Origin of the sequence: Fulvimonas soli (genome assembly GCF_003148905.1) — a bacterium.
GTDB lineage: Bacteria > Pseudomonadota > Gammaproteobacteria > Xanthomonadales > Rhodanobacteraceae > Fulvimonas > Fulvimonas soli.
Genome location: NZ_QGHC01000003.1, coordinates 187,250 through 207,424, shown reverse-complemented (window position 1 = coordinate 207,424; position 20,175 = coordinate 187,250). Strand labels below are relative to the sequence as shown.

The following is a 20,175-nucleotide window of genomic DNA, read 5'->3' as shown; positions in this document are numbered from 1 at the left end:
TAGGACGCCCCACCGCCAGCGAGCATGCATGAACGACCACCGCCAGGCCCGCGCCGACGCCCTGCTCGGCGCCGTGCAGGAGGAGCAGCGCCGGCTCAAGGTGTTCCTCGGCGCCGCGCCCGGCGTGGGCAAGACCTACGCCATGCTCTCGGCCGCGCGCGAACTCAAGCGCCAGGGCGTGGACGTGGTGGTGGGGCTGGTCGAGACGCACGGCCGCGCCGAGACCGCCGCGCTGCTCGAAGGCATGGAGGTGCTGCCGCGGCGCGGCGTGCGCTACCGCGAGCGCGACTTCGAGGCATTCGACCTGGACGCCGCGCTGGCGCGGCGGCCGGCCGTGCTGCTGGTCGACGAGCTGGCGCACCGCAACCTGCCGGGCGGGCGCCACGAGCGGCGCTGGCAGGACATCGCCGAGCTGCTCGACGCCGGCATCGAGGTCTACACCGCGCTCAACGTGCAGCACCTGGAGAGCCTCAACGACCAGGTGCGCCGCATCACCGGCATCACGGTGCGCGAGACGGTGCCGGACGCCTTCCTCGACCGCGCGCGCGACATCGTGCTGGTGGACCTGCCGCCGCGCGAGCTGATCGAGCGGCTCAAGCAAGGCAAGGTGTACGTGCCCGAGACCGCGGCGGCGGCGCTGGACGCCTTCTTCTCGCCCACCAACCTGGCCGCGCTGCGCGAGCTGGCGGTGGAGACGGTGGCCAGCCACGTGGAGAGCGACCTGCGCGAGCACATGCTGGCGCGCGGCGGCGCCATGCCGGTGCGCCGGCGCGTGCTGGCCGCGATCGACGGCCACGCGCAGAGCGAGTACCTGGTGCGCGTGGCGCGGCGCATCGCCGAGCGGCGCGGCGCGCCGTGGAGCGTGGCCTTCGTCGACACCGGCGGCGCGGTCGAGCCGGCCCGCCGCGAGCGCGTCGACGCGGCGATGCGGCTGGCGCGCCGGCTCGGCGGCGACGCGGTGATCCTGCGCGGGCCGGCGATCGCCGACGAGCTGCTGGCGCACGCCGACCGCGAGGGCGTGGGGCAGATCATCCTGGGGCGCACGCGCGAGCGGCCGCTGGCGCGCATGCTGGGCCTGTCGCTCACCCAGCAGCTGCTGCGCCGCGGTGCCCACCTGGAGCTGGCGATCATCGCCACCCCGGCCGAGCGCGCGCGGGCGCGGCGGCGCCTGCAGCTGCCCGGCGGCCGCGGCACGCGCCGCGAGTACGCCTTCGCCACGCTGGCGACGCTGGCGGCCTTCGGCCTGGCGTTCCTGGCCGACCGCTACCTGTCGGTGGCCAACCTCGCGCTGATCTTCCTCACCGCCGTGCTGGCGGTGGCCACGCGCACGCGCATGCTCGTGGCCGTCTATACGGCCGCGCTGTGCTTCCTCGGCTACAACTTCTTCTTCGCGCCGCCGCGCTACACGCTCGCCATCGCCAACGCGGACGACGTGCTGGCGGTGCTGCTGTTCCTGGTGGTGGCGCTGGTGTGCAGCCGCATGGCGACCCGGCTGGCCACCCAGGTGGAATCGCTGCGCGGCGCGCAGACGCGCGCGCGGGCGCTGCTGGCGCTGGGGCAGCGGCTGGCCGCCAGCACCGACGCCGAGGGCGTGCGCGACGTGGGCGCGCAGGCGCTGGCGCAGGCGCTGGGCGCGCAGGCGGCGATCCTGGGCCGCGACGCGGACAGGACGATGCGGGTGCTCTCGACCTGGCCGCGCGACCTGGCGCTGAGCGCGCAGGACGTGGCCGCCGCCGACTGGAGCGACCGCCACGCGGAGCCCGCCGGTCGCTACACCGACACCCTCAACGCCGCCGGCTGCTGGACCCTGCCGCTGGGCAGCGAGGACAGCCCGCTCGGCGCCGCCGCGCTGCGCTTCGGCGCGGACGAGGGCGAGCCCGACGCCGACCGCCGCGGCCTGGCGCTGGCGATGGCGCAGGACATCGGCCTGGCGCTGGAGCGGGCGCGGCTGGCGGAGGAGCTGGAGAGCGCGCGCGTGCAGGGCGAGACCGAGCGGCTGCGCAGCGCGCTGCTGTCCTCGGTCTCGCACGACCTGCGCTCGCCGCTGGCCTCGATGATCGGCGCGGCCGGCACGCTGGCCAGCTACGGCGGGCAGCTGCCGGCGGAGGAGCGCGCCCAGCTGCTGGAAGCCATCCTGGGCGAGGGCCAGCGGCTGGACCGCTACATCCAGAACCTGCTCGACATGACCCGGCTCGGCCACGGCACGCTCAAGCTCAACCGCGACTGGGTGGACGTGGCCGAGATCGTCGCCGCCGCGGTGGCGCGCCTGCGCCGGCTGTTCCCCGACCTGCGCGTGGACACGGCGCTGCCGGCCGACACCGTGCTGCTCTACGTGCACCCCGCATTGATCGAGCAGGCGCTGTTCAACATCCTGGAGAACGCCGCGCGCTTCTCCCCGCCGGACCAGGCCGTGCAGGTGGAGGCGCGCGTGGTGGGCGAGCGGCTGCTGATCGAGGTGGGCGACCGCGGCCCCGGCATCCCGGAGGAGGAGCGCGCGCGCATCTTCGACATGTTCTACTCGGTGTCGCGCGGCGACCGCTCGCCGCAGGGCACCGGGCTGGGGCTGGCGATCTGCCGCGGCATGATCGGCGCGCACGGCGGCAGCGTGGAGGCCTTGCCCCGCGCCGGCGGAGGCACCACCATCCGCGTCTCGCTGCCGCTGCCCGCGCCGCCGGACCAGCCGTGAGGCGGCGGCCGCCTGCCGGCACGCTGGCCCGTTGTATCTTTCGTCCATGAACGCGCTCACCCTTTTCGGCCTGCTCGCCGTCTCGGCCATGCTGGTCTGCCATGCGATGGAAAACCGCTGCCGCGGGTGGACGCTGGGCTTCGCGTTCGCCTGTGCGCTGGGCTCGGCCTATGGCTTCCTGCAGGGCGCCTGGCCGTTCGGTCGGGTCGAGGGCGTGTGGGCGCTGGTCGCGCTGGCGCGCTGGCGCGCGCGGAGCGTGCAGGCGTGAAGCCGGGCGTCGCCCCGCGCGTGCTGGTGATCGACGACGAGGCGCAGATCCGCCGCTTCCTCGACATCGGCCTGCGCGCGGAAGGCTACGAGGTGCTGCTCGCGGCCGACGCCGCCGAGGGCCTGGCGCTGGCCGCCACGCGCTCGCCCGACCTGGTGATCCTGGACATCGGCCTGCCCGACCGCGAGGGCCACGAGGTGCTGGCCGAGCTGCGCCAGTGGAGCCAGGTGCCGGTGCTGATGCTGTCGGTGCGCGACGCCGAGGGCGAGAAGGTGCGCGCGCTGGACGGCGGCGCCAACGACTACGTGACCAAGCCGTTCGGCATCCAGGAGCTGATGGCGCGGCTGCGCGCGCTGCTGCGCGTGCGCGCGACGGCCGGCGCGGCGGAGGCGCCGGCGCGCTACGACGACGGCCGCCTGGCGATCGACCTGGCGCGCCGCGAGGTCACCCTGGACGGCGCGCCGGTGGCGCTCACCCGCAAGGAATACGCCGTGCTCGCCCTGCTGCTGCGCCACGCCGGCCGCGTGGTGGGCCAGCAGCAGCTGCTGCGCGAGATCTGGGGCGCCAGCCACGCGCAGGACACCCACTACCTGCGCATCGTGGTGGGCAAGCTGCGCCAGAAGCTGGGCGACGACCCGGCCGCGCCGCGCTGGCTGAAGACCGAGCCGGGGGTGGGGTATCGGTTTCTGGCGGAGGCCGCGCCGGACCGCGATCACTGATCCCGCGGCCGCATCGCGCTCTCGACGGCGAACTGCGCCGCCAGCGCCCGCCACGGTTCCAGATCCCAGTGCCCGCGCGCCTGCCCCGACGGCGAGGGCAGCACGAACACGCGCGCCGGCCCGATGGTTTCGTCCTGCGGGCCGTAGTGTGCGACGGCGCGGCCCAGCGCGGCGCGCGCGGCGTTCTTGCTGGTGAAGGCGAGCAGGCGCGGCGCGTAGGCCTCGATCTTGGCGGCCAGCGCGGGCGCGTCGAAGGCGTCGCGCGGCAGCTCGTCGTCGTTGCCGCTGTGGCGCTTGGCCAGGTCGGTGAGGCCGATGCCGTGCTCGGGCAGGCGCGGGAATTCGTGCGGCGCGAACAGGCGCGGGGTGAGCCCGGCCTCGAACAGCGCGCGCCAGAACAGGTTGCCCGGATGCGCGTAGTAGGCGCCCTCGGCGGCGGAACGCCTGCCGGCGGCGGTGCCGCAGAACACCAGCGCCAGGCCGGGCCGCAGCACGTCGGGCAGCACGTGGGCGTCAGCGCGGCGCGGCATCGGCGGGCAGGAAGTCGGTGCACTGGAAGCGGCCGTCGCGCAGCACCGTGCCGCCGCGGCGCAGCCGCAGCGCGTGCGCGAACAGCGGGCCGCCGTAGCTCAGCGTGTGGAACTCGCCGCGCTCGCCGCAGGGATCGACGCCGGCGGGCAGCGCGTCGAGCAGCGCGCCGTCGTACTCGCGGCCGCAGTAGCCGGCGTCGAGCTGCTGCGTGTCCACGCAGCACAGCACCGCGCGGTGTCCCTCGGCGACGAAGCGCCGCGCCAGCGCGGCGGTGTCCTCGCCCCACAGCGGGAACACCGCGCGCCATTCCGCCAGGCCGAGCTGGCGCACGCGGTAGTCGCGCACGTCCTCGAGGAACAGGTCGCCGAAGGCGCAGTGGCGCACGCCCGGCCAGCGCATGCGCGCCTCGGCCAGCGCGCGGCGGTGCGCCTCCTCGTAGGCCTGGTTGCCGCCGGGCCAGTCCATCGGCACCTCCAGCAGCGGCAGGCCGAGCGCCTCGGCCTGCGCGGCGAGGATGGCGCGCCGCACGTGGTGCATGGCGACGCGCTGCTCGCCGCGGTCGACCGTGGTGAGCAGCGCGACCACGCGCCAGCGCGGGTCGGCGCGCAGGCGGGCGAGGGCCATCAGGCAGTCCTTGCCGCCGCTCCAGGCGAGCAGGATCGGGGTGGCGTTCATGCCGACACTTTAGCGTGGCGGGCCGTTGCGGTCCCTCTTTCTTTGCACGCACCGGCACAACCGGCCTGCCCAGTTGGACCCCTGGGATGGGCGCGCGGAGAGATGCGGCGAATCGGGCAGCGCCGTTCGTTCCGGGCCGGAGGGGCGGGCGTCGCACATGGCGGGGCGGGCCGCTTCAGCGGAGCTAGCTGCGCAGTACCGCCATCACGGGCTCCAGCTCGCGCAGGGCCTGCGGGTGGCTGGCCGCCACGTGTTCCCTGAGATGGCCTTCCAGGAGCCGACTCATCAGCCCCTGGACCGCGCCGCGGATCGAGGCCGCCTGCTAGCACGGTGCTGCAATCGGCATCCGCTTCCAGCCCCTCGGCCGAGGACGGCGGCCCGCGCCGCGCCGGGGCTTGAGAGCCTGCTCGAGATCGGCGCATGCCCCGCGCCGGGAGCCGTCCGCGCATGGGCCGGGAAGAGCGTGGGGCGTGGACGTCCGTCCACCAGGGCGCGGCATGGCGCGATGATCCGGGCATCGCGGCCGGAGGCCGCTCCCGCAAGGCTTGCGAGGCTCCCTGTGGAAGCGGCCTCCGGCCGCGATCGACCTGGCGCGAGACCGCCAACAGCCTCGACGCCATGCCCGGCGCCCGATGGTGGCACGTGGTCCGGCTTGGCTGGAGAAATACGGAAGGCGACGGCAGGACGGCGAGCGCCGCCCACGCCCCGCCCGAGGCTCATCGGCGCCGGCCTGGCGCTCTTCCGCGGAAGATTTCGAGCAGGCTGCGAGGTCGCGCTCAGCCCGCGCAGCCGTGCGCGAGGTCGAGCTCCGGCCGATACACCGAGGTCCGCACGCCGAACAGGCCCAGCACGGTGTGGAACAAATTGTCCTGGCCGGCCGGCCGGTGCGTGCGCGAGGCCACGCAGGCGGCCTGCGCCGGCTGCGCGGCCTTCCAGGCCGGCGAGAACCACACCAGCAGCGGGATGTGCGTCTGCTCCGGCGGCGCCACGCGGTAGTCCATGCCGTGCAGGTAGATGCCGTTCTCGCCCAGCGACTCGCCGTGGTCGGAAAGATAGACCAGCGCGGTCTCGGCGGGCAGCGCGCGCAGGTCGGCGATCACCCGGCCGAGGATGTGGTCGGTGTAGAGGAGGGTGTCGTCGTAGGTGTTGACGATGGCGGCGTGGTCGCAGGTCTGCACCTCGGCGGTGTCGCAGGTGGGCGCGAAGCGGCGGAACGCCGGGGTGTAGCGGCGGTAGTAGGCCGGGCCGTGGCTGCCCTTCAGGTGCAGCACCAGTAGCGCGGGCGCGCGCAGCGCGGCGAGCTTCGCCGGCAGGTCGCGCACCAGCACGTCGTCCAGGCAGTCGCCGCCGGCGCACAGGCCGGGGATGGCGGCGTCGCTGAGGTCCTCGGTGGGCACGCGCTTGCACACGCCCTTGCAGCCGTTGTCGTTGTCGCGCCACTGCACCGCCACGCCGGCGCGCTGCAGGATGTCGAGCAGGTTCTCGGTGCGCCTGGCGACGTCCTCGTTGTAGTGCGCGCGGCCGAGGTGGGAGAACATGCACGGCACCGAGACCGCGGTGGCGGTGCCGCAGGAATGCGCGTCGGTGAAGTAGTCCACGCCGGCGGCGGCCAGCTCCGGCGTGGTGTCGCGCGCGTAGCCCTGCAGGCCCTGGTCCTGCGCGCGCGCCGTCTCGCCCACCACCAGCACCACCAGCCGCGGGTGCGCCGGGTCGGGCGGCGCGGCCAGGCGCGCGTCGCTGCCCAGCGGCTGCAGCGGCTGGCCTTGCCCGGCCAGCGCGTGGCGCGCGTAGCGCACGCCGGCGGAGAGGTAGTTGTAGGGGTTGAACAGGTCGTAGACGTCGCGGTGGTTGCGCGCGAAGTAGATGTACTGCTTGCTGGACAGCCCGAACAGGCCCGCCGCCAGCGCCAGCGTGGCCAGCGCGCCGGCCAGCGCGCGCAGCCACTGGCGCCGCGGCGCCCAGGCGATGCGCAGGCGCGCGAACAGCAGCGCCGGCAGCGCGCCGTACAGCGCGAGGTGCCAGAGCAGCGCCGGCGTGACCAGCGCGCGCGCCTCGCTGGGGTTGGTCTGGAACACGTTCTCGATCATGTCCCGGTCCAGCGCCACGCCGTAGCTGTCCATGAAGTAGGCCGCCGCCGCCGAGACCAGCAGCAGCGCGCACACCAGCGGCTTGCCCACGCGCGGCCACAGCAGCAGGGTGAACAGCAGGTTGAGGTAGCAGACCAGGAACAGGCACAGCGAGACGAAGAAGCCGGCGCCGCCCGCGCCGCCGCCGTGGAACAGCGGCCAGAGCGCGCGCCACAGCGAGTGGTTCAGCGCGAGCAGGAAGTACGCCGACAGCAGCAGGGCCGCGACGGGGGAGGACAGCCGGAGGCGGAAGGCGGCGAAGGGCCGGCGGAGGAGGATGGCGGACACGCGGCGGGTCTGGAGCGGACGGCGGGGCCGGGCCTGTCCAGGCGCGGCGCGCGCGCAGTCTTGCGGGTTTCGCTTAGCAAACCCTTAGGGGCGGGAACGACTTTCATTCCGCTCCGGTCCGCCCGGGCGCGGCTCAGGCGGCGGGCGGTCCCAGGCGCGCCTGCAGGCGGCCCGCGCGCAGCCGGTGGTCCAGGCGCAGGCCGAGCGCCTGCGCCGCCGCCGCGGCCAGCGCGAGGCCGAGCCCAGCGTGCCCGGAGTCCGGCGGCTGCTTGCGCCAGAAGCGCTGGCCGAACAGGGCGAGGTCGCCTTCCTCCAGCTCCGGCGCGGCGTTCTCCACGAGGACGCCGTCGGCGTCCAGCCACACCGCCACGGTGTCGCCGGCGGGCGCGTAGCCGCAGGCGTTGCCGAGCAGGTTGCCGAGGATCAGCTCCAGCAGCGCCGCGTCGCTGTGCCAGACGGCGCCGGCCCCGGCCTGCAGCCGCAGGGCCACGCCGCGGCCCTCCGCGGCCGCGCGCTGGCGCCGGACCAGGCGCGCGAGCAGTGCGCCGAGGTCGACCTCGGCGCACTGCGGGCGCTCCAGCCCGGACTGCAGCCGGGTCAGCAGCAGCAGCGCGTTGACCGTGCTCTCCAGCTCGGCGCCGATGTGGCCGATCTCGCGCAGCAGCTCCTCGCGCGGCCGCGCGCTGGGATAGCGCGCCTCCACCTCGCACAGCGTGCGCAGCTCGGCCAGGCGGGTGCGCGTCTCGTGGGCCAGCCCGCTGGCGAACTGGCGCTCGCGGGCGAGGCCGTCGTCCATCCGCGCCAGCACCTCGTTGAAGCGCGCGACCAGCGGGTCGAGCTCGCGCACGCCGACCGGCGCCAGCCGCTGCCCCGGCGCGTTCGGCCCGATGCCGGCCATGCGCTCGCCCAGCGCGCCGAGCGGGCGCAGGCCGCGCCGCACGATCGGCGGCACCGCGAACAGCGCGATGCCGAGCGCCAGCAGCGGGCCCAGCGCCAGGATCCAGTCGACGCTCAGCAGGATCTCGTCCAGGCGGCCGCGGTCCTGCATCAGCAGCAGGCGGCAGTCGCGCGAGGCGGAGGGGCGGCCTTCCCGCAGCCAGCGCTGCTCGCGCTCCGCCTCGGTCCTGCCCCAGCCCTGGCCGAGCGGCATGCGGAAGGCCAGCATCGTCCAGCCCATGCGGTGGCCGTCGGCGAGCTTCAACTCGCCGCTGGACGGCTTGCGGCCGGCGGCGGCGGGCCAGGACGGCGGCACCGCGGGCGGCGGCACCTCGCTGCGGGCGAGCAGGCGGCCGCCGCACTCGATCGCGTAGTGCAGGGTGGCGTCGCCCAGCAGCCCCACCGACAGCCAGCTGGCGTTGTCCGGCTCCAGGTGCCAGGGCTCCAGCTCCATCGCCGCGGTCAGCGCCTGGGCCTGGGTCAGCTGGCTCTGCCGGAAGCGCCGCTCCAGCTCGTGGTCCACCTGGTGGTCCATCACCAGCGAGCCGCCGGCGAACACCAGCAGGCTGGTCGCCAGCAGCAGCCAGGTGATGCGCCGCGACAGCGAGGCGGCCTTCATGGGATCAGGTAGCCGGCGCCGCGGCGCGTCTCGACCAGGCCGGGCAGGCCGGCGGCGTCGAGCTTGCGGCGCAGGCCGTGCACCAGCACCTCCACGCTGCGGTCGGACACGTCGGCGTCGCTGCCGGCCAGGCGCTCGAGGATGCCGGCGCGGCTGAAGGCGCGGCCGCGGTGGCGCAGCAGCAGCGCCAGCAGGGCGAACTCGCGCGGGGTCAGCGGCAGCGGCGTGCCGCCCACGCTGGCCTGCCGCGCGCGCGGGTCCAGCCGCAGCGCGCCCAGCTCCAGCACGTCCGGCTGCGCCTCCTGCGGGCGCCGCGCCAGCGCGTGCAGGCGGGCCAGCAGCTCGTCGAAGGAGAACGGCTTGATCAGGTAGTCGTCGGCGCCGGCGTTGAGCGCCTCGATGCGGTCGCCCACCTGGTCGCGCGCGGACAGCACCAGCACGCGCGGCCGCCGCCCGCGCGGCGGCAGGCCGCGCAGCACGCCGATGCCGTCCAGCCGCGGCAGCATCAGGTCGAGCACCACCAGGTCGTAGTCGTAGGCCTGCAGCAGGCCGCGCGCCTCCATGCCGTCGGCGGCGGCGTCGACGGTGAAGCCGGCCCCCTGCAGGCCGTGCTTCAGGGTGGTGCGCAGGCGTTGCGAGTCCTCGGTCAGCAGCAGTTTCATGGCGGCCTACTGTACGCGATGCGCGGCCGCCGCCGCGCGGCGGCGGGACCGTGCGCCGCGCATCGACAGTCCGCGCGCGCAACCGCTATAAAGGCCGCATCAGCCTCGGGGATGCCGGTGAGCGAAGAAATCCTGATCAACGTGACCCCGCGCGAGACCCGCGTCGGCGTGGTCGAGAACGGCATGCTGCAGGAAGTGCACGTGGAGCGCGCTTCCCGCCGCGGCTACGTGGGCAACGTGTACAAGGGCCGGGTGCAGCGGGTGATGCCGGGCATGCAGGCGGTGTTCGTGGACATCGGGCTGGAGCGCGCGGCCTTCCTGCACGCCTCCGACATCGTGCGCCCGCCGCTGCCGGAGGGCGCCGAGCTGCCCGGCGGCAACGGCCACACGCCGTCGATCAGCGAGCTGGTCCACGAGGGCCAGGAGATCGTGGTGCAGGTGGTGAAGGACCCGATCGGCAGCAAGGGCGCGCGGCTGTCCACCCACCTGTCGATCCCCTCGCGCTACCTGGTGCTGCTGCCGCACTCGCGGACGCTGGGCATCTCCGCGCGGATCGAGGACGAGGCCGAGCGCGCGCGGCTGAAGGAGGTGATGGCCGCGCTGGTCGGCGACAGCCCGCTCGGCTACATCGTGCGCACCAACGCCGAGGGGCAGAGCGCCGAGGCGCTGGCCTTCGACGTGACGTACCTGGGCAAGGTCTGGCGCGTGGTGCAGGAGAACATCGCCCGGGCCAAGGTGGGCGAGCGCGTGTACGAGGAGCTGTCGCTGCCGCTGCGCAGCCTGCGCGACATGCTCAACGACGACATCGAGAAGGTGCGCGTGGACTCGCGCGAGACCTACGACAAGGTGGTCAGGTTCGTGCACAAGTTCATGCCGAACCTGGACGACCGCGTCGAGCACTACGCCGGCGAGCGGCCGATCTTCGACCTGTACGGCGCCGAGGACGAGATCCAGCGCGCGCTGAGGAAGGAGGTGCCGCTGAAGTCCGGCGGCTACCTGATCGTCGACCAGACCGAGGCGATGACCACCATCGACGTGAACACCGGCGGCTACGTCGGCTCGCGCAACCTGGAGGAGACCGTCTACCGCACCAACCTGGAGGCGGCGCAGGCGGCGGCGCGGCAGCTCAGGCTGCGCAACCTCGGCGGCATCGTCATCATCGACTTCATCGACATGGTCGACGAGGAGCACCGCCGCCAGGTGCTGCGCACGCTGGAGAAGGGCCTGGCGCGCGACCATGCCAAGACCACGGTGTACCCGATGTCGCCGCTGGGCCTGGTGGAGATGACCCGCAAGCGCACCACCGAGAGCCTGGAGCGCCAGCTGTGCGAGCCGTGCCCGGCCTGCGGCGGGCGCGGCACGGTGAAGACCGCCGAGACGGTCACCTACGAGATCTTCCGCGAGATCACCCGCGCGGTGCGCCAGTTCAACGCGCAGGCGCTGCTGGTGATGGCCAGCCCCAAGGTGGTCGGGCGCATCCTGGAGGAGGAGTCCGCCGCGGTGGCCGAACTGGAAGAGTTCATCTCCAAGAGCATACGCTTCCAGGCCGAAGAGCATTATTCGCAGGAACAGTTTGATGTGGTTCTGCTGTAGCCCCGGCATCCCCGGCCGTACCCCGTGACCTCGACCTGGCAGCGACGCCTGCACCGGCTGACCCGCGCCCTCGGCTGGACCGCGGGCGTGGCGCTGGTCGCGCTCGCCGCGCTGATGGCGCTGGCGCAGCTGCTGCTGCCGCTGCTGGCGCGGCACCCGCAGTGGGTCGCCGCGCAGCTCGGCGCGCGGCTGCAGCGGCCGGTCGCCTTCGCCTCGCTGGAAGGGCACTGGCGGCCTTCCGGGCCGCTGTTCGTGATGCACGACATCACCGTGGGCGCGGCGCAGGGCGGCCAGCCGCTGCACCTGCCCGAGGCGCAGCTGGAGCTGGACTTCGGCGGCTGGCTGCTGCCCTCGCGCCACGTGCTCAACCTGCGCGCGCGCGGGCTGGAGCTGGACATCGGCCGCGACGCCGGCGGGCAGTGGCACGTCAACGGCATCGGCGTGGCCGGCGGCGGCGCGAGCCAGCCGCTGTCGCTGGGGCCGCTCTCGCTCGGCCTGTGGCTGGACGACCTGCGCCTGGACATCGCCGACCAGACCAACGGCCGCCACTACCGCCTGCTGGCGCGCACGCTGCTGCTGGACCGCCAGGGCGAGCGCATCCGCTTCGGCGTGGCGCTGCGCCGCGAGGGCGCCGCCGGCGGCTGGCGCGGCGCCGGCAGCTTCCGCGAGGACGGCAGCCAGGGCCGGGTGTGGCTCGCCGGCGAGCAGGTGGACCTGCACGCGCTGCTGGGCGACATCGCCGTGGACGGCTACACCGCCAGCAGCGGCCACGGCAGCCTGGCGGCCTGGCTGGACTGGCGCCACGGCAAGGTGGTGCGCGCCACCCTGCGCGCCGACCTCGACGACCTGGCGGTGGCCGGCCCCGCCGGCACCGCGGTGGTGCCGCGGCTGCACGGCACGGCCGCGCTGGCGCGGCTGGACGACGGCCACGAGCTGCGCTGGGCCGGCGACGACGGCGGCGCGTTCGTGCTGGCCCTGCATGCGTCCGGCGACGGCGCCCTGCGCGCAGGCTTCGCCGCGCGCCGGCTGCAGCTGGCGCCGCTGCTGCCCTGGCTGGCGCTGAAGCCGGACCTGTCGCCCGGCCTGGCGCAGTGGCTGGGCGGCGGGCGGCCGCACGGCGTGCTGGACCAGGCCAGCCTGCGCTGGAGCCGCGCCGCCGGCGTGGAGCAGGTGCAGGCGGATTTCCGCGACGCCGGCATCGACGCGGTCGGCAAGCTGCCCGGGGTGAGCGCGCTCGCGGGCACGCTGCGCGGCGACGCCGAGGCGCTCGCGCTGGAGCTGCCGGCGCAGGCCAGCACGCTGGCCTTCCCGCACGTGTTCCGCAAGCCGTTCGTGATGGCCAGGCTGGCCGGCGAGCTCGCCCTCTGGCATGCCGACGGCGCCTGGCACGTCGGCACCGACGCGCTGGACTTCGAGGGCGAGGGCTTCGGCGGCCAGGCGCGCGGCGAGGCGGCGCTGCCGGACGGCGGCGGCCGGCCCTTCCTCGACCTGTACGCGCGGCTGGACCACGCGGCGGTGCCGGCGGCCAAGCTGTTCTGGCCGGTCAACGACATGCCGCCCTCGGCGATGGCCTGGCTGGACCAGGCGCTGGTCGACGGCCAGGTCACCGAGGGCGCGGCGCTGGTGCGCGGCAGCCTGGCCGACTGGCCGTTCCGCCACAACGAGGGCCGCTTCGAGGCGCGCGGCGTGATCGACGGCGCGGTGCTCGACTACGGCCGGGGCTGGCCGCGCGCCGAGGGCGTGCACGCGGTGGCCAGCTTCGTCGACAACGGCATGCTGGTGGAGGCCAGCGCCGGGCAGTCGCTGGGCAACAAGGCCGAGCGCGCGGTGGCGCTGATCCCCGACTTCGCCGACACCACGCTGGACCTCAACGTGCAGGGCAGCGGCACCGGCGCGAGCATGCTGGAGTTCCTGCGCCGGAGCCCGATCGCCAGCGCGCAGGCCGACGTGCTGTCCAAGCTGAAGCTCGGCGGCAGCGGCCGCTTCGCCTTCCACCTCTCGCTGCCGGTGAAGGACGCCAGCCAGATGGTGCTGAGCGGCCAGGCGCAGCTCAAGGACATGGACCTGGCCGCGCCGGAGTGGAAGCTCGCGCTGGACAGGCTGAGCGGCCCGCTCGCCTTCGACGCGCACGGCGTGCGCGCGGGCCCGCTGCAGGGCGGCTTCCGCGGCCAGCCGTCCACGCTGGACGTGGACATCGCCGCCGCCACCGGCCGGCCCGACACCGTGCTCGCCGCGCGCCTGGCGGGCAGCTACGGGATGGCCGAGCTGGTGCAGGACGTCCCCGCGCTGGCGTGGCTGAAGGACGCCGGCGCGGGTCGCAGCGACTTCGCCATCGGCCTGGAGGTGACGCGCGCCGGCGCGAACGCCGCCTGGACGCCGACGCTGAGCCTGGACTCGACCCTGGCCGGCATGCGGCTCGACCTGCCCGTGCCGCTGCAGAAGCCGGCGGCCGCGTCGCTGCCGCTGCACCTCGCGCTGCCGCTGCCGGCGGGCAGCGCCGACCTGCAGCTCGCCGTCGCCGACGTGCTGCGCGCGCGCCTGCGCCTGCCCGGCGACGGCGACCGCCCGCTCGCCGGCACGGTCGCCTTCGGCACCGCCATGCCCGACGCGCTGCCGGACGCGGGGCTGCGCATCCGCGGCAAGGCGGCGAAGCTCGACGTCAGCGGCTGGGTGCAGCAGGCGGTGGCCGGCGCGGCCGGCGGCGACGGGCCGGGGCTGGAAAGCATCGACGTGAACGCCGACCAGGCGCTGCTGTTCGGCCGCGCCATCCCCGCCATGCACATCCTCGCCGCGCCGAAGGGCGGCGTGCTCGGCATCGACGCCAGCAGCGAGGCGCTGGCCGGCCACTTCGACGTGCCCACGCAGGACCTGCGCCGCCGCGGCATCACCGCGCAGCTGCAGCGCCTGCACTGGCCCAAGGACAACACGCCGGCGCCGCCGGGCGCGGCCGCCGCCGCGCCGGCCGCCAACCCGGCCGCCACCGGGATCGACCCGGCCGCGCTGCCGCCGTTCCACCTGCTGATCGACGACCTGCGGCTGGGCGAGGCGCGGCTCGGCCAGGCGCGGCTGGAGACCTGGCCGACCGCCACCGGCCTGCACATCGACCAGCTGCGCGCGCTGTCGAAGAAGGTGCAGATCACCGCCGGCGGCGACTGGGACGGCAACGCCGCCGACAGCCATACCCGCCTGCGCATCGACTTCGCCGCCGACGACCTGGGCAGCCTGCTCGGCGCGCTGGGCTTCGAGGGCCTGTTCGAGGGCGGCAAGACGCAGGCGCGGCTGGACGCCCGCTGGCCCGGCGCGCCGTCCTCGCTGGCGCTGGCCAACATGGACGGCACGCTGAAGGTGGACGTCAGCAACGGCCGCATCCCCGAGGTGGGGCCGGGCGTGGGCCGCCTGTTCGGGCTGGTCTCGGTGGGTGAGCTGCCGCGCCGGCTCACCCTGGATTTCGGCGACGTGTTCGGCAAGGGCCTGGCCTTCGACTCGATCACCGGCGACTTCCGCCTGGGCGGCGGCAACGCGGTCACCGACAACCTGAAGATCGAGGGCCCCGCCGCCGAGATCAGCATCAAGGGCCGCACCGGCCTGCGCGCGAAGGACTACGACCAGCAGGTGCTGGTGGTGCCGCACGTGGGCAGCAGCCTGCCGGTGGTCGGCGCGGTGGTGGCCGGCCCGGTCGGCGCGGCGGCGGGCCTGGCCGTGCAGGGCATCCTCGGCCGCGGCCTCAACAAGGCCGCCGCGGCGCGCTACCGCGTCACCGGCACCTGGGACAAGCCGGTGATGACCCTGGTCGAGAAGCGCAACGTGCCGGTGCGGCCGCCGCTGGCCGAGCCGGCGCTGCCCGCGTCGGCCGCGCCGCCGGCCGGGCATTGAGCCGCGCCGCGCGCTTTAAAGCCCGCGCCGGCGGCCCCATGTGACAATCACGCTTTCCCCCACGAGTCTCCCCATGACGGATTCCCCGCTCGCCCAGGCCGAACGCAGGCTGCTCGCCCCCGGCGGCCTCGCCACCGGCGACCTCGACCGCGTGTTCGCCCAGCTGATGGGCCCGGACATCGACGCGGCCGACCTCTACTTCCAGCACTCGCGCAGCGAGTCCTGGCTGCTGGAGGAGGGCATCGTCAAGGACGGCAGCCACGCCATCGAGCAGGGCGTGGGCGTGCGCGCGATCAGCGGCGAGAAGACCGGCTTCGCCTATTCCGACGAGATCGTGCTGCCGCAGCTGCTGGACGCCTCGCGCGCCGCGCGCGCGATCGCCCGCGACGGCCACGGCGCCGGCCGGCCGCTGGCGCTCGCCGGCGCGCGCGCGCTGTACCCGGCGATCGACCCGGTGGAGAGCCTGCCCAACCCGGACAAGATCGCGCTGCTGCGCGAGGTGGACGCCTACGCGCGCGCGCGCGACCCGCGCGTGAAGCAGGTGATCGTGAGCCTGGCCGCCACGCTGGACACCGTGCTGGTGGCCGGCTCCGACGGCACCCTGGCCGCCGACGTGCGCCCGCTGGTGCGGCTCAACGTGCAGGTGATCGCCGAGGCCAACGGCCGCCGCGAGCAGGGCCACGCCGGCGGCGGCGGCCGCTACGGCTACCGCGAGCTGATCGAGAACGGCCGCGCGCTGGCCTTCGCCGCCGAGGCGGTGCGCCAGGCGCTGGTGAACCTGGACGCGGTGGACGCGCCGGCCGGGCAGATGCCGGTGGTGCTCGGCCCCGGCTGGCCCGGCGTGCTGCTGCACGAGGCGGTGGGCCACGGCCTGGAGGGCGACTTCAACCGCAAGGGCAGCTCCGCCTTCGCCGGCCGCATCGGCCAGCGCGTGGCCGCGCCCGGCGTCACCGTGGTCGACGACGGCACGCTGGAGGGCCGCCGCGGCTCGCTCAGCGTGGACGACGAGGGCACGCCCACCGAGTGCACCGTGCTGATCGAGGACGGCATCCTCAAGGGCTACATGCAGGACAAGCTCAACGCGCGCCTGATGGGCATGGCGCCCACCGGCAACGGCCGCCGCGAGTCCTTCACCCAGCTGCCGATGCCGCGCATGACCAACACCTACATGCTGGGCGGCAGCCACGACCCGGAGGAGATCATCCGCTCGGTCAGGCGCGGCCTGTACGCGCCCAACTTCGGCGGCGGCCAGGTGGACATCACCAGCGGCAAGTTCGTGTTCTCCGCCAGCGAGGCGTACCTGATCGAGGACGGCCGCATCACCGCGCCGGTGAAGGGCGCCACCCTGGTCGGCTCCGGCCCCGAGGTGATGCAGCGCATCTCGATGATCGGCAACGACATGCAGCTGGACGACGGCGTGGGCGTGTGCGGCAAGGACGGGCAGAGCGTGCCGGTGGGCGTGGGCCAGCCGACGCTGCGCATCGACGGCATGACGGTGGGCGGCACGGCGGCGTAGGCGCTGTCGAAATCCGGCGCGGCGGATCGTCGTGAGGCAGAGGGCGCAAGCGGCCGTGCCGCGCGCGCCATCCGTCCACCCCTTCGCCACCGAGGAAGCCCGCCATGTCCGACGACCGCACCGTCCGCCTGCACCGCGTCCTGCGCACCACGCCCGAGAAGCTCTACCGCGCCTTCCTCGAAGCCGAGGCCATGGCCAAGTGGCTGCCGCCGCACGGCTTCACCTGCACGGTGGAGCACCTGGACGCCCGGGCCGGCGGCACGTTCCGCATGTCCTTCCGCAACTTCTCCACCGGCGACGGGCACTCGTTCGGCGGCGAGTACGTCGAGCTGGTGCCGCACGAGCGCATCCGCTACACCGACCGCTTCGACGACCCGAACCTGCCGGGCACGCTGGAGGTGACGGTGGCGCTGCGGCCGGTGGCCTGCGGCACCGAGCTGCGCATCGAGCAGGCCGGCATCCCCGCGGCCATCCCGCTGGAGATGTGCTACCTCGGCTGGCAGGAATCGCTGCAGCAGCTGGCCGCGCTGGTCGAGCCGGACATCCCGGGCTGACGGCGGGCCTTCCGGCCGCCGCGCGCGGCCGGAAGGCGCTGCGCGTTGTACGCTGGCGCCTCTCCCGACCGCCAGGAAACGCGCATGGCCACCGACCGCGATTTCGTCGACTACGTGCTGGACCAGTCGGGCCTGGGCGAGGCGCTGGCCGTCCGCAAGATGTTCGGCGAGTACGCCTTCTACCTCGACGGCAAGGTGGTCGCCTTCGCCTGCGACAACAGCTTCTTCCTCAAGCCGATCGCGGCGGTGCGCGCGGTCGCGCCCGCTTTGCCCGAGCGGCCGCTGTTCCCGGGATCGAAGCCGTACCTGGTCGCCGACGAGCTGCTGGACGACTCCGACACGCTGAGGCGCGCGCTGCTGGAGACGGCGAAGGCGCTGCCGCCGCCCAGGCCCAGGAAGGCCGGGCGCGGGCGCGGCGACGCGAAGCGCGGCAAGTAGCCCTGGCGGCCCGCCGCAAGCCGGTGCGGCCAGTGCCGCACCGACGGGGCAATCCGTCGGCAGACGGCGTTCGAGCCGGTGCGGTGGCCGGGGCACGTGCGCCGCGCAACCGCTTGCCGGCGTCCACGTGGTTCCCCGGTTGATTCATCCGGGCGCGCCGGCGGAGCGTTCCGGTCGCATGTCCCGGCCGCGCCCGTCCTGCGGGCAGCGCCGGGGCGCACGCTCCGGCTGTTCTTCGCACAACAGGGCCGCACCGTTGCCGTCCCCGGCACGGCAGGGTTCCGACGCGCCTCGCGTATGATATCTAAATATCATTGACATAAAAATGTTACGATGATAACAATGCTCCGCGGGTCGTCCGCATACTCCGGGGGGAGGTGTCATGGAGCACTGTTGTCCGCGGTACATCCGCCGGCGCATCGGCCTGGCCGTTGCCCTGGCACTGGCCAGCCCGCCGGGCGTCGCCGCGCAGGCCGGGGACGAGGCCGGCAAGCCGCCGGCGCAGGACGGCGCGGCCGCCTTCGCCGGCGGCCGCGCGCAGGACGCGCGCCAGCCGCCGTCCACCCGGCTCGGCACCGTGATCGTCACCGCCAACAAGCGCAGCGAGCGCTCGCAGGACGTGCCGATGGCGGTGTCGGTGCTGGACGACACCCGGCTCGAACGCCAGAACGCGCTCGGCTTCGCCGACTACGCGGCGCAGGTGCCGGGGCTCAACATCATCTCGTCCGGCGCGGGCTGGACCCAGCTCGTGCTGCGTGGCGTCACTTCCGGCAGCAGGCAGCCGAACGCGACGGTGGGCACCTACATCGACGACATGCCGTTCGGCTCGAGCACCGTCTACGCCGCCGGCAGCGTGCTCACCCCGGACATCGATCCGGGCGACCTGCAGCGCATCGAGGTGCTGCGCGGCCCGCAGGGCACGCTGTACGGCTCGAACACCCTGGGCGGCCTGCTCAAGTTCGTCACCACCCCGCCGGACACCACGCAGGCCAGCGCCCGCGCCGGCTTCAGCACCAGCCACGTCGACGGCGGCGGCAGCGGCTACGGCGCGCGCGCCTCGGCCAACCTCCCGCTGGTGGCCGATACCCTGGGCCTGCGCGTCAGCGTGTACCACCGCGACGATCCCGGCTACATCCGCAACGTCGTGACCGGCCGCTCCGAAATCGACGAGGCCAAGGTCAGCGGCGGCCGCGCGCAGCTGCTGTGGACGCCGGACGACAAGGTGTCGGTGCGCTTCTCGGCGCTGGCGCAGAACCTCGGCAGCGACGGCCTGGCCAACCAGGGCATCGACGTCGATCCGGCCACGCTGCGGCCGGTCCAGGGCTGGCCGAACCAGGCGCGCGCGGCCGGCACCGGCATGTTCAAGATCAAGTACCGCCTCTACGGCCTGACGGTGAACGCGGACTTCGGCTGGGCCAGGCTGGTGTCCACCACCAGCTACGGCACGCTGCGCTTCAACGAGAACACCGACATCACCTCGGTCTACGGCCCGGTGCTGAATCCGCTGTTCGGGCTGGACGACGGCGGCTATTCCGAGCTGCAGCCGATCGCGCTGAACAAGGCCACGCAGGAGCTGCGCCTGCAGTCGCCCGCCGACCGGACCTGGGAGTGGCGCGCCGGCGCCTTCTTCACCCGCGAGCACACCACCGACGACCAGGACATCCTCGGCTTCGACGCGCGCACCGGCGCGCCGATCGCCCTGCCGACGCTGGGCAGCGTGTCGGTGGGGCCGGCCGTCTTCCGCGAGTGGGCGGGCTACGGCGATCTCACCTGGCACGCCACGCCGCGGCTGGGCATCCTGGTCGGCGCGCGCTACAGCAGCGACAGCACGTCCTACACGCAGACCAGCAGCGGCCTGCTGATCGGCGACGCCCACTTCACCACCCGCGGCAGCGACCACCCGGTCACCTACCTGTTCAATCCCAGCTACAAGTTCGGCGACGACCTGATGGCCTACCTGCGCGTGGCCTCGGGCTTCCGTCCCGGCGGCCCGAACGTCGGCGTGCCGCCGGGCCTGGGCGCGCCGCTGACCTTCGGCCCGGACAAGCTGGTCAATTACGAGCTCGGGCTGAAGTCGCTGCTGCTCGACCGGCGCATGAGCGTCGAGGCCGACGTGTTCTACATCGACTGGAGCAAGGTGCAGCTCACCGCCACCGCGGGCGGCTTCAGCTTCCTCGGCAACGGCGGCAGGGCGACCAGCAGGGGCGCGGAGCTGAGCTGGAGCTACCGGCCGCTCGCGGGCCTGACGCTGTGGGCGAACGCCACCTACACGAACGCGCGGCTGGCCGCGGACACGCCGGCCGGCGGCATCTACGGACTGAAGGGCGACCCGCTGCCCTACGTGCCCAAGTGGAGCGCGAACCTGGGCGCGGACTACAACTTCCCGCTCGGCGGCGGCGGCTGGTCCGGCTTCGTGGGCGGCAACCTCAGCTACGTCGGCGCGCGCGCGTCGGACTTCAACTCCACGCCGGCGCCGCGCATGCACCTGTCCGGCTACAACAACCTCGACCTGCACGCGGGCGTCAACTACGCCAACTGGACCGTCGAGGTGTACGCCAAGAACCTGGCGGACAGGCGCGGCATCACCGCCATGTGGCCGGAGACGCTCGGCGAGACCAGCGGCCCCTACCAGGCTTCCTACCAGGCGCCGCGCACCATCGGCATGTCCGCCAGCGTCGAGTTCTGAGACGG

The 20,175-nt window shown here is 74.3% G+C and carries 15 protein-coding genes; 9 read left to right on the top strand and 6 right to left on the bottom strand.

Features of this window, described 5'->3' with window-relative positions; translation table 11 throughout:
- Positions 1–28: 28 nt before the first annotated feature.
- From C7456_RS04880 to C7456_RS04870, 3 genes are read left to right on the top strand one after another with little or no spacing between them, the layout of a single operon-like run.
- Positions 29–2,686, top strand: a complete 2,658-nt coding sequence (locus C7456_RS04880; protein WP_109722642.1) for a sensor histidine kinase — start codon at positions 29–31, stop codon at positions 2,684–2,686.
- Between the two features lie 46 nt (positions 2,687–2,732).
- Positions 2,733–2,954, top strand: a complete 222-nt coding sequence (locus C7456_RS04875; RefSeq protein ID WP_109722641.1) for a hypothetical protein — start codon at positions 2,733–2,735, stop codon at positions 2,952–2,954.
- Positions 2,951–3,673 carry a response regulator gene (locus C7456_RS04870; RefSeq protein ID WP_109722640.1) on the top strand — a complete coding sequence of 241 codons (723 nt, stop codon included), beginning with the start codon at positions 2,951–2,953 and terminating at the stop codon, positions 3,671–3,673. The genes C7456_RS04875 and C7456_RS04870 overlap by 4 nt, the downstream gene beginning before the upstream one ends.
- Here C7456_RS04870 and C7456_RS04865 read toward each other — a convergent pair.
- The 6 genes from C7456_RS04865 to C7456_RS04840 form a co-directional block, all read right to left on the bottom strand.
- Entirely contained in the window at positions 3,667–4,203 is a 537-nt protein-coding gene (locus tag C7456_RS04865; protein WP_109722639.1) for a mismatch-specific DNA-glycosylase, read from the bottom strand. The two genes, C7456_RS04870 and C7456_RS04865, sit on opposite strands and share 7 nt — an antisense overlap.
- Positions 4,187–4,879: a Dph6-related ATP pyrophosphatase gene (locus C7456_RS04860; protein WP_109722638.1), complete on the bottom strand. Its 693-nt coding sequence runs from the start codon at positions 4,877–4,879 to the stop codon at positions 4,187–4,189. Before C7456_RS04860 ends, C7456_RS04865 begins: the two co-directional genes overlap by 17 nt.
- Before the next feature lie 184 nt (positions 4,880–5,063).
- Positions 5,064–5,189, bottom strand: a complete 126-nt coding sequence (locus C7456_RS17475) for a metal-sensing transcriptional repressor (RefSeq protein WP_425454622.1) — start codon at positions 5,187–5,189, stop codon at positions 5,064–5,066.
- Between the two features lie 466 nt (positions 5,190–5,655).
- Complete coding sequence (locus C7456_RS04850) at positions 5,656–7,293, bottom strand: phosphoethanolamine transferase (RefSeq protein ID WP_109722637.1); 1,638 nt, start codon at positions 7,291–7,293, stop codon at positions 5,656–5,658.
- Between the two features lie 133 nt (positions 7,294–7,426).
- Positions 7,427–8,848: an ATP-binding protein gene (locus C7456_RS04845; protein ID WP_109722636.1), complete on the bottom strand. Its 1,422-nt coding sequence runs from the start codon at positions 8,846–8,848 to the stop codon at positions 7,427–7,429.
- Entirely contained in the window at positions 8,845–9,510 is a 666-nt protein-coding gene (locus tag C7456_RS04840; protein ID WP_109722635.1) for a response regulator transcription factor, read from the bottom strand. The genes C7456_RS04845 and C7456_RS04840 overlap by 4 nt, the downstream gene beginning before the upstream one ends.
- A gap of 117 nt (positions 9,511–9,627) precedes the next feature.
- Between C7456_RS04840 and rng the strand changes: the two genes are divergently transcribed.
- The 6 genes from rng to C7456_RS04810 all read left to right on the top strand — a co-directional run bounded on the left by rng (position 9,628) and on the right by C7456_RS04810 (position 20,170).
- Positions 9,628–11,103: a ribonuclease G gene (rng, locus tag C7456_RS04835; RefSeq protein ID WP_109722787.1), complete on the top strand. Its 1,476-nt coding sequence runs from the start codon at positions 9,628–9,630 to the stop codon at positions 11,101–11,103.
- A gap of 24 nt (positions 11,104–11,127) precedes the next feature.
- A complete protein-coding gene (locus C7456_RS04830) occupies positions 11,128–14,976 on the top strand; it encodes a YhdP family protein (RefSeq protein ID WP_109722634.1) in 3,849 nt (1,282 codons plus the stop codon).
- 73 nt (positions 14,977–15,049) lie between these two features.
- Positions 15,050–16,492: a metalloprotease TldD gene (tldD, locus tag C7456_RS04825; protein ID WP_109722633.1), complete on the top strand. Its 1,443-nt coding sequence runs from the start codon at positions 15,050–15,052 to the stop codon at positions 16,490–16,492.
- Between the two features lie 104 nt (positions 16,493–16,596).
- Complete coding sequence (locus C7456_RS04820; protein ID WP_109722632.1) at positions 16,597–17,046, top strand: SRPBCC family protein; 450 nt, start codon at positions 16,597–16,599, stop codon at positions 17,044–17,046.
- A gap of 84 nt (positions 17,047–17,130) precedes the next feature.
- The gene (locus tag C7456_RS04815; protein WP_109722631.1) at positions 17,131–17,484 is read left to right on the top strand and encodes a TfoX/Sxy family protein; all 354 of its coding nucleotides are present in this window, start codon (positions 17,131–17,133) and stop codon (positions 17,482–17,484) included.
- A 382-nt stretch (positions 17,485–17,866) separates the two neighbouring features.
- Entirely contained in the window at positions 17,867–20,170 is a 2,304-nt protein-coding gene (locus C7456_RS04810) for a TonB-dependent receptor (protein ID WP_109722630.1), read from the top strand.
- Positions 20,171–20,175 lie beyond the last annotated feature (5 nt).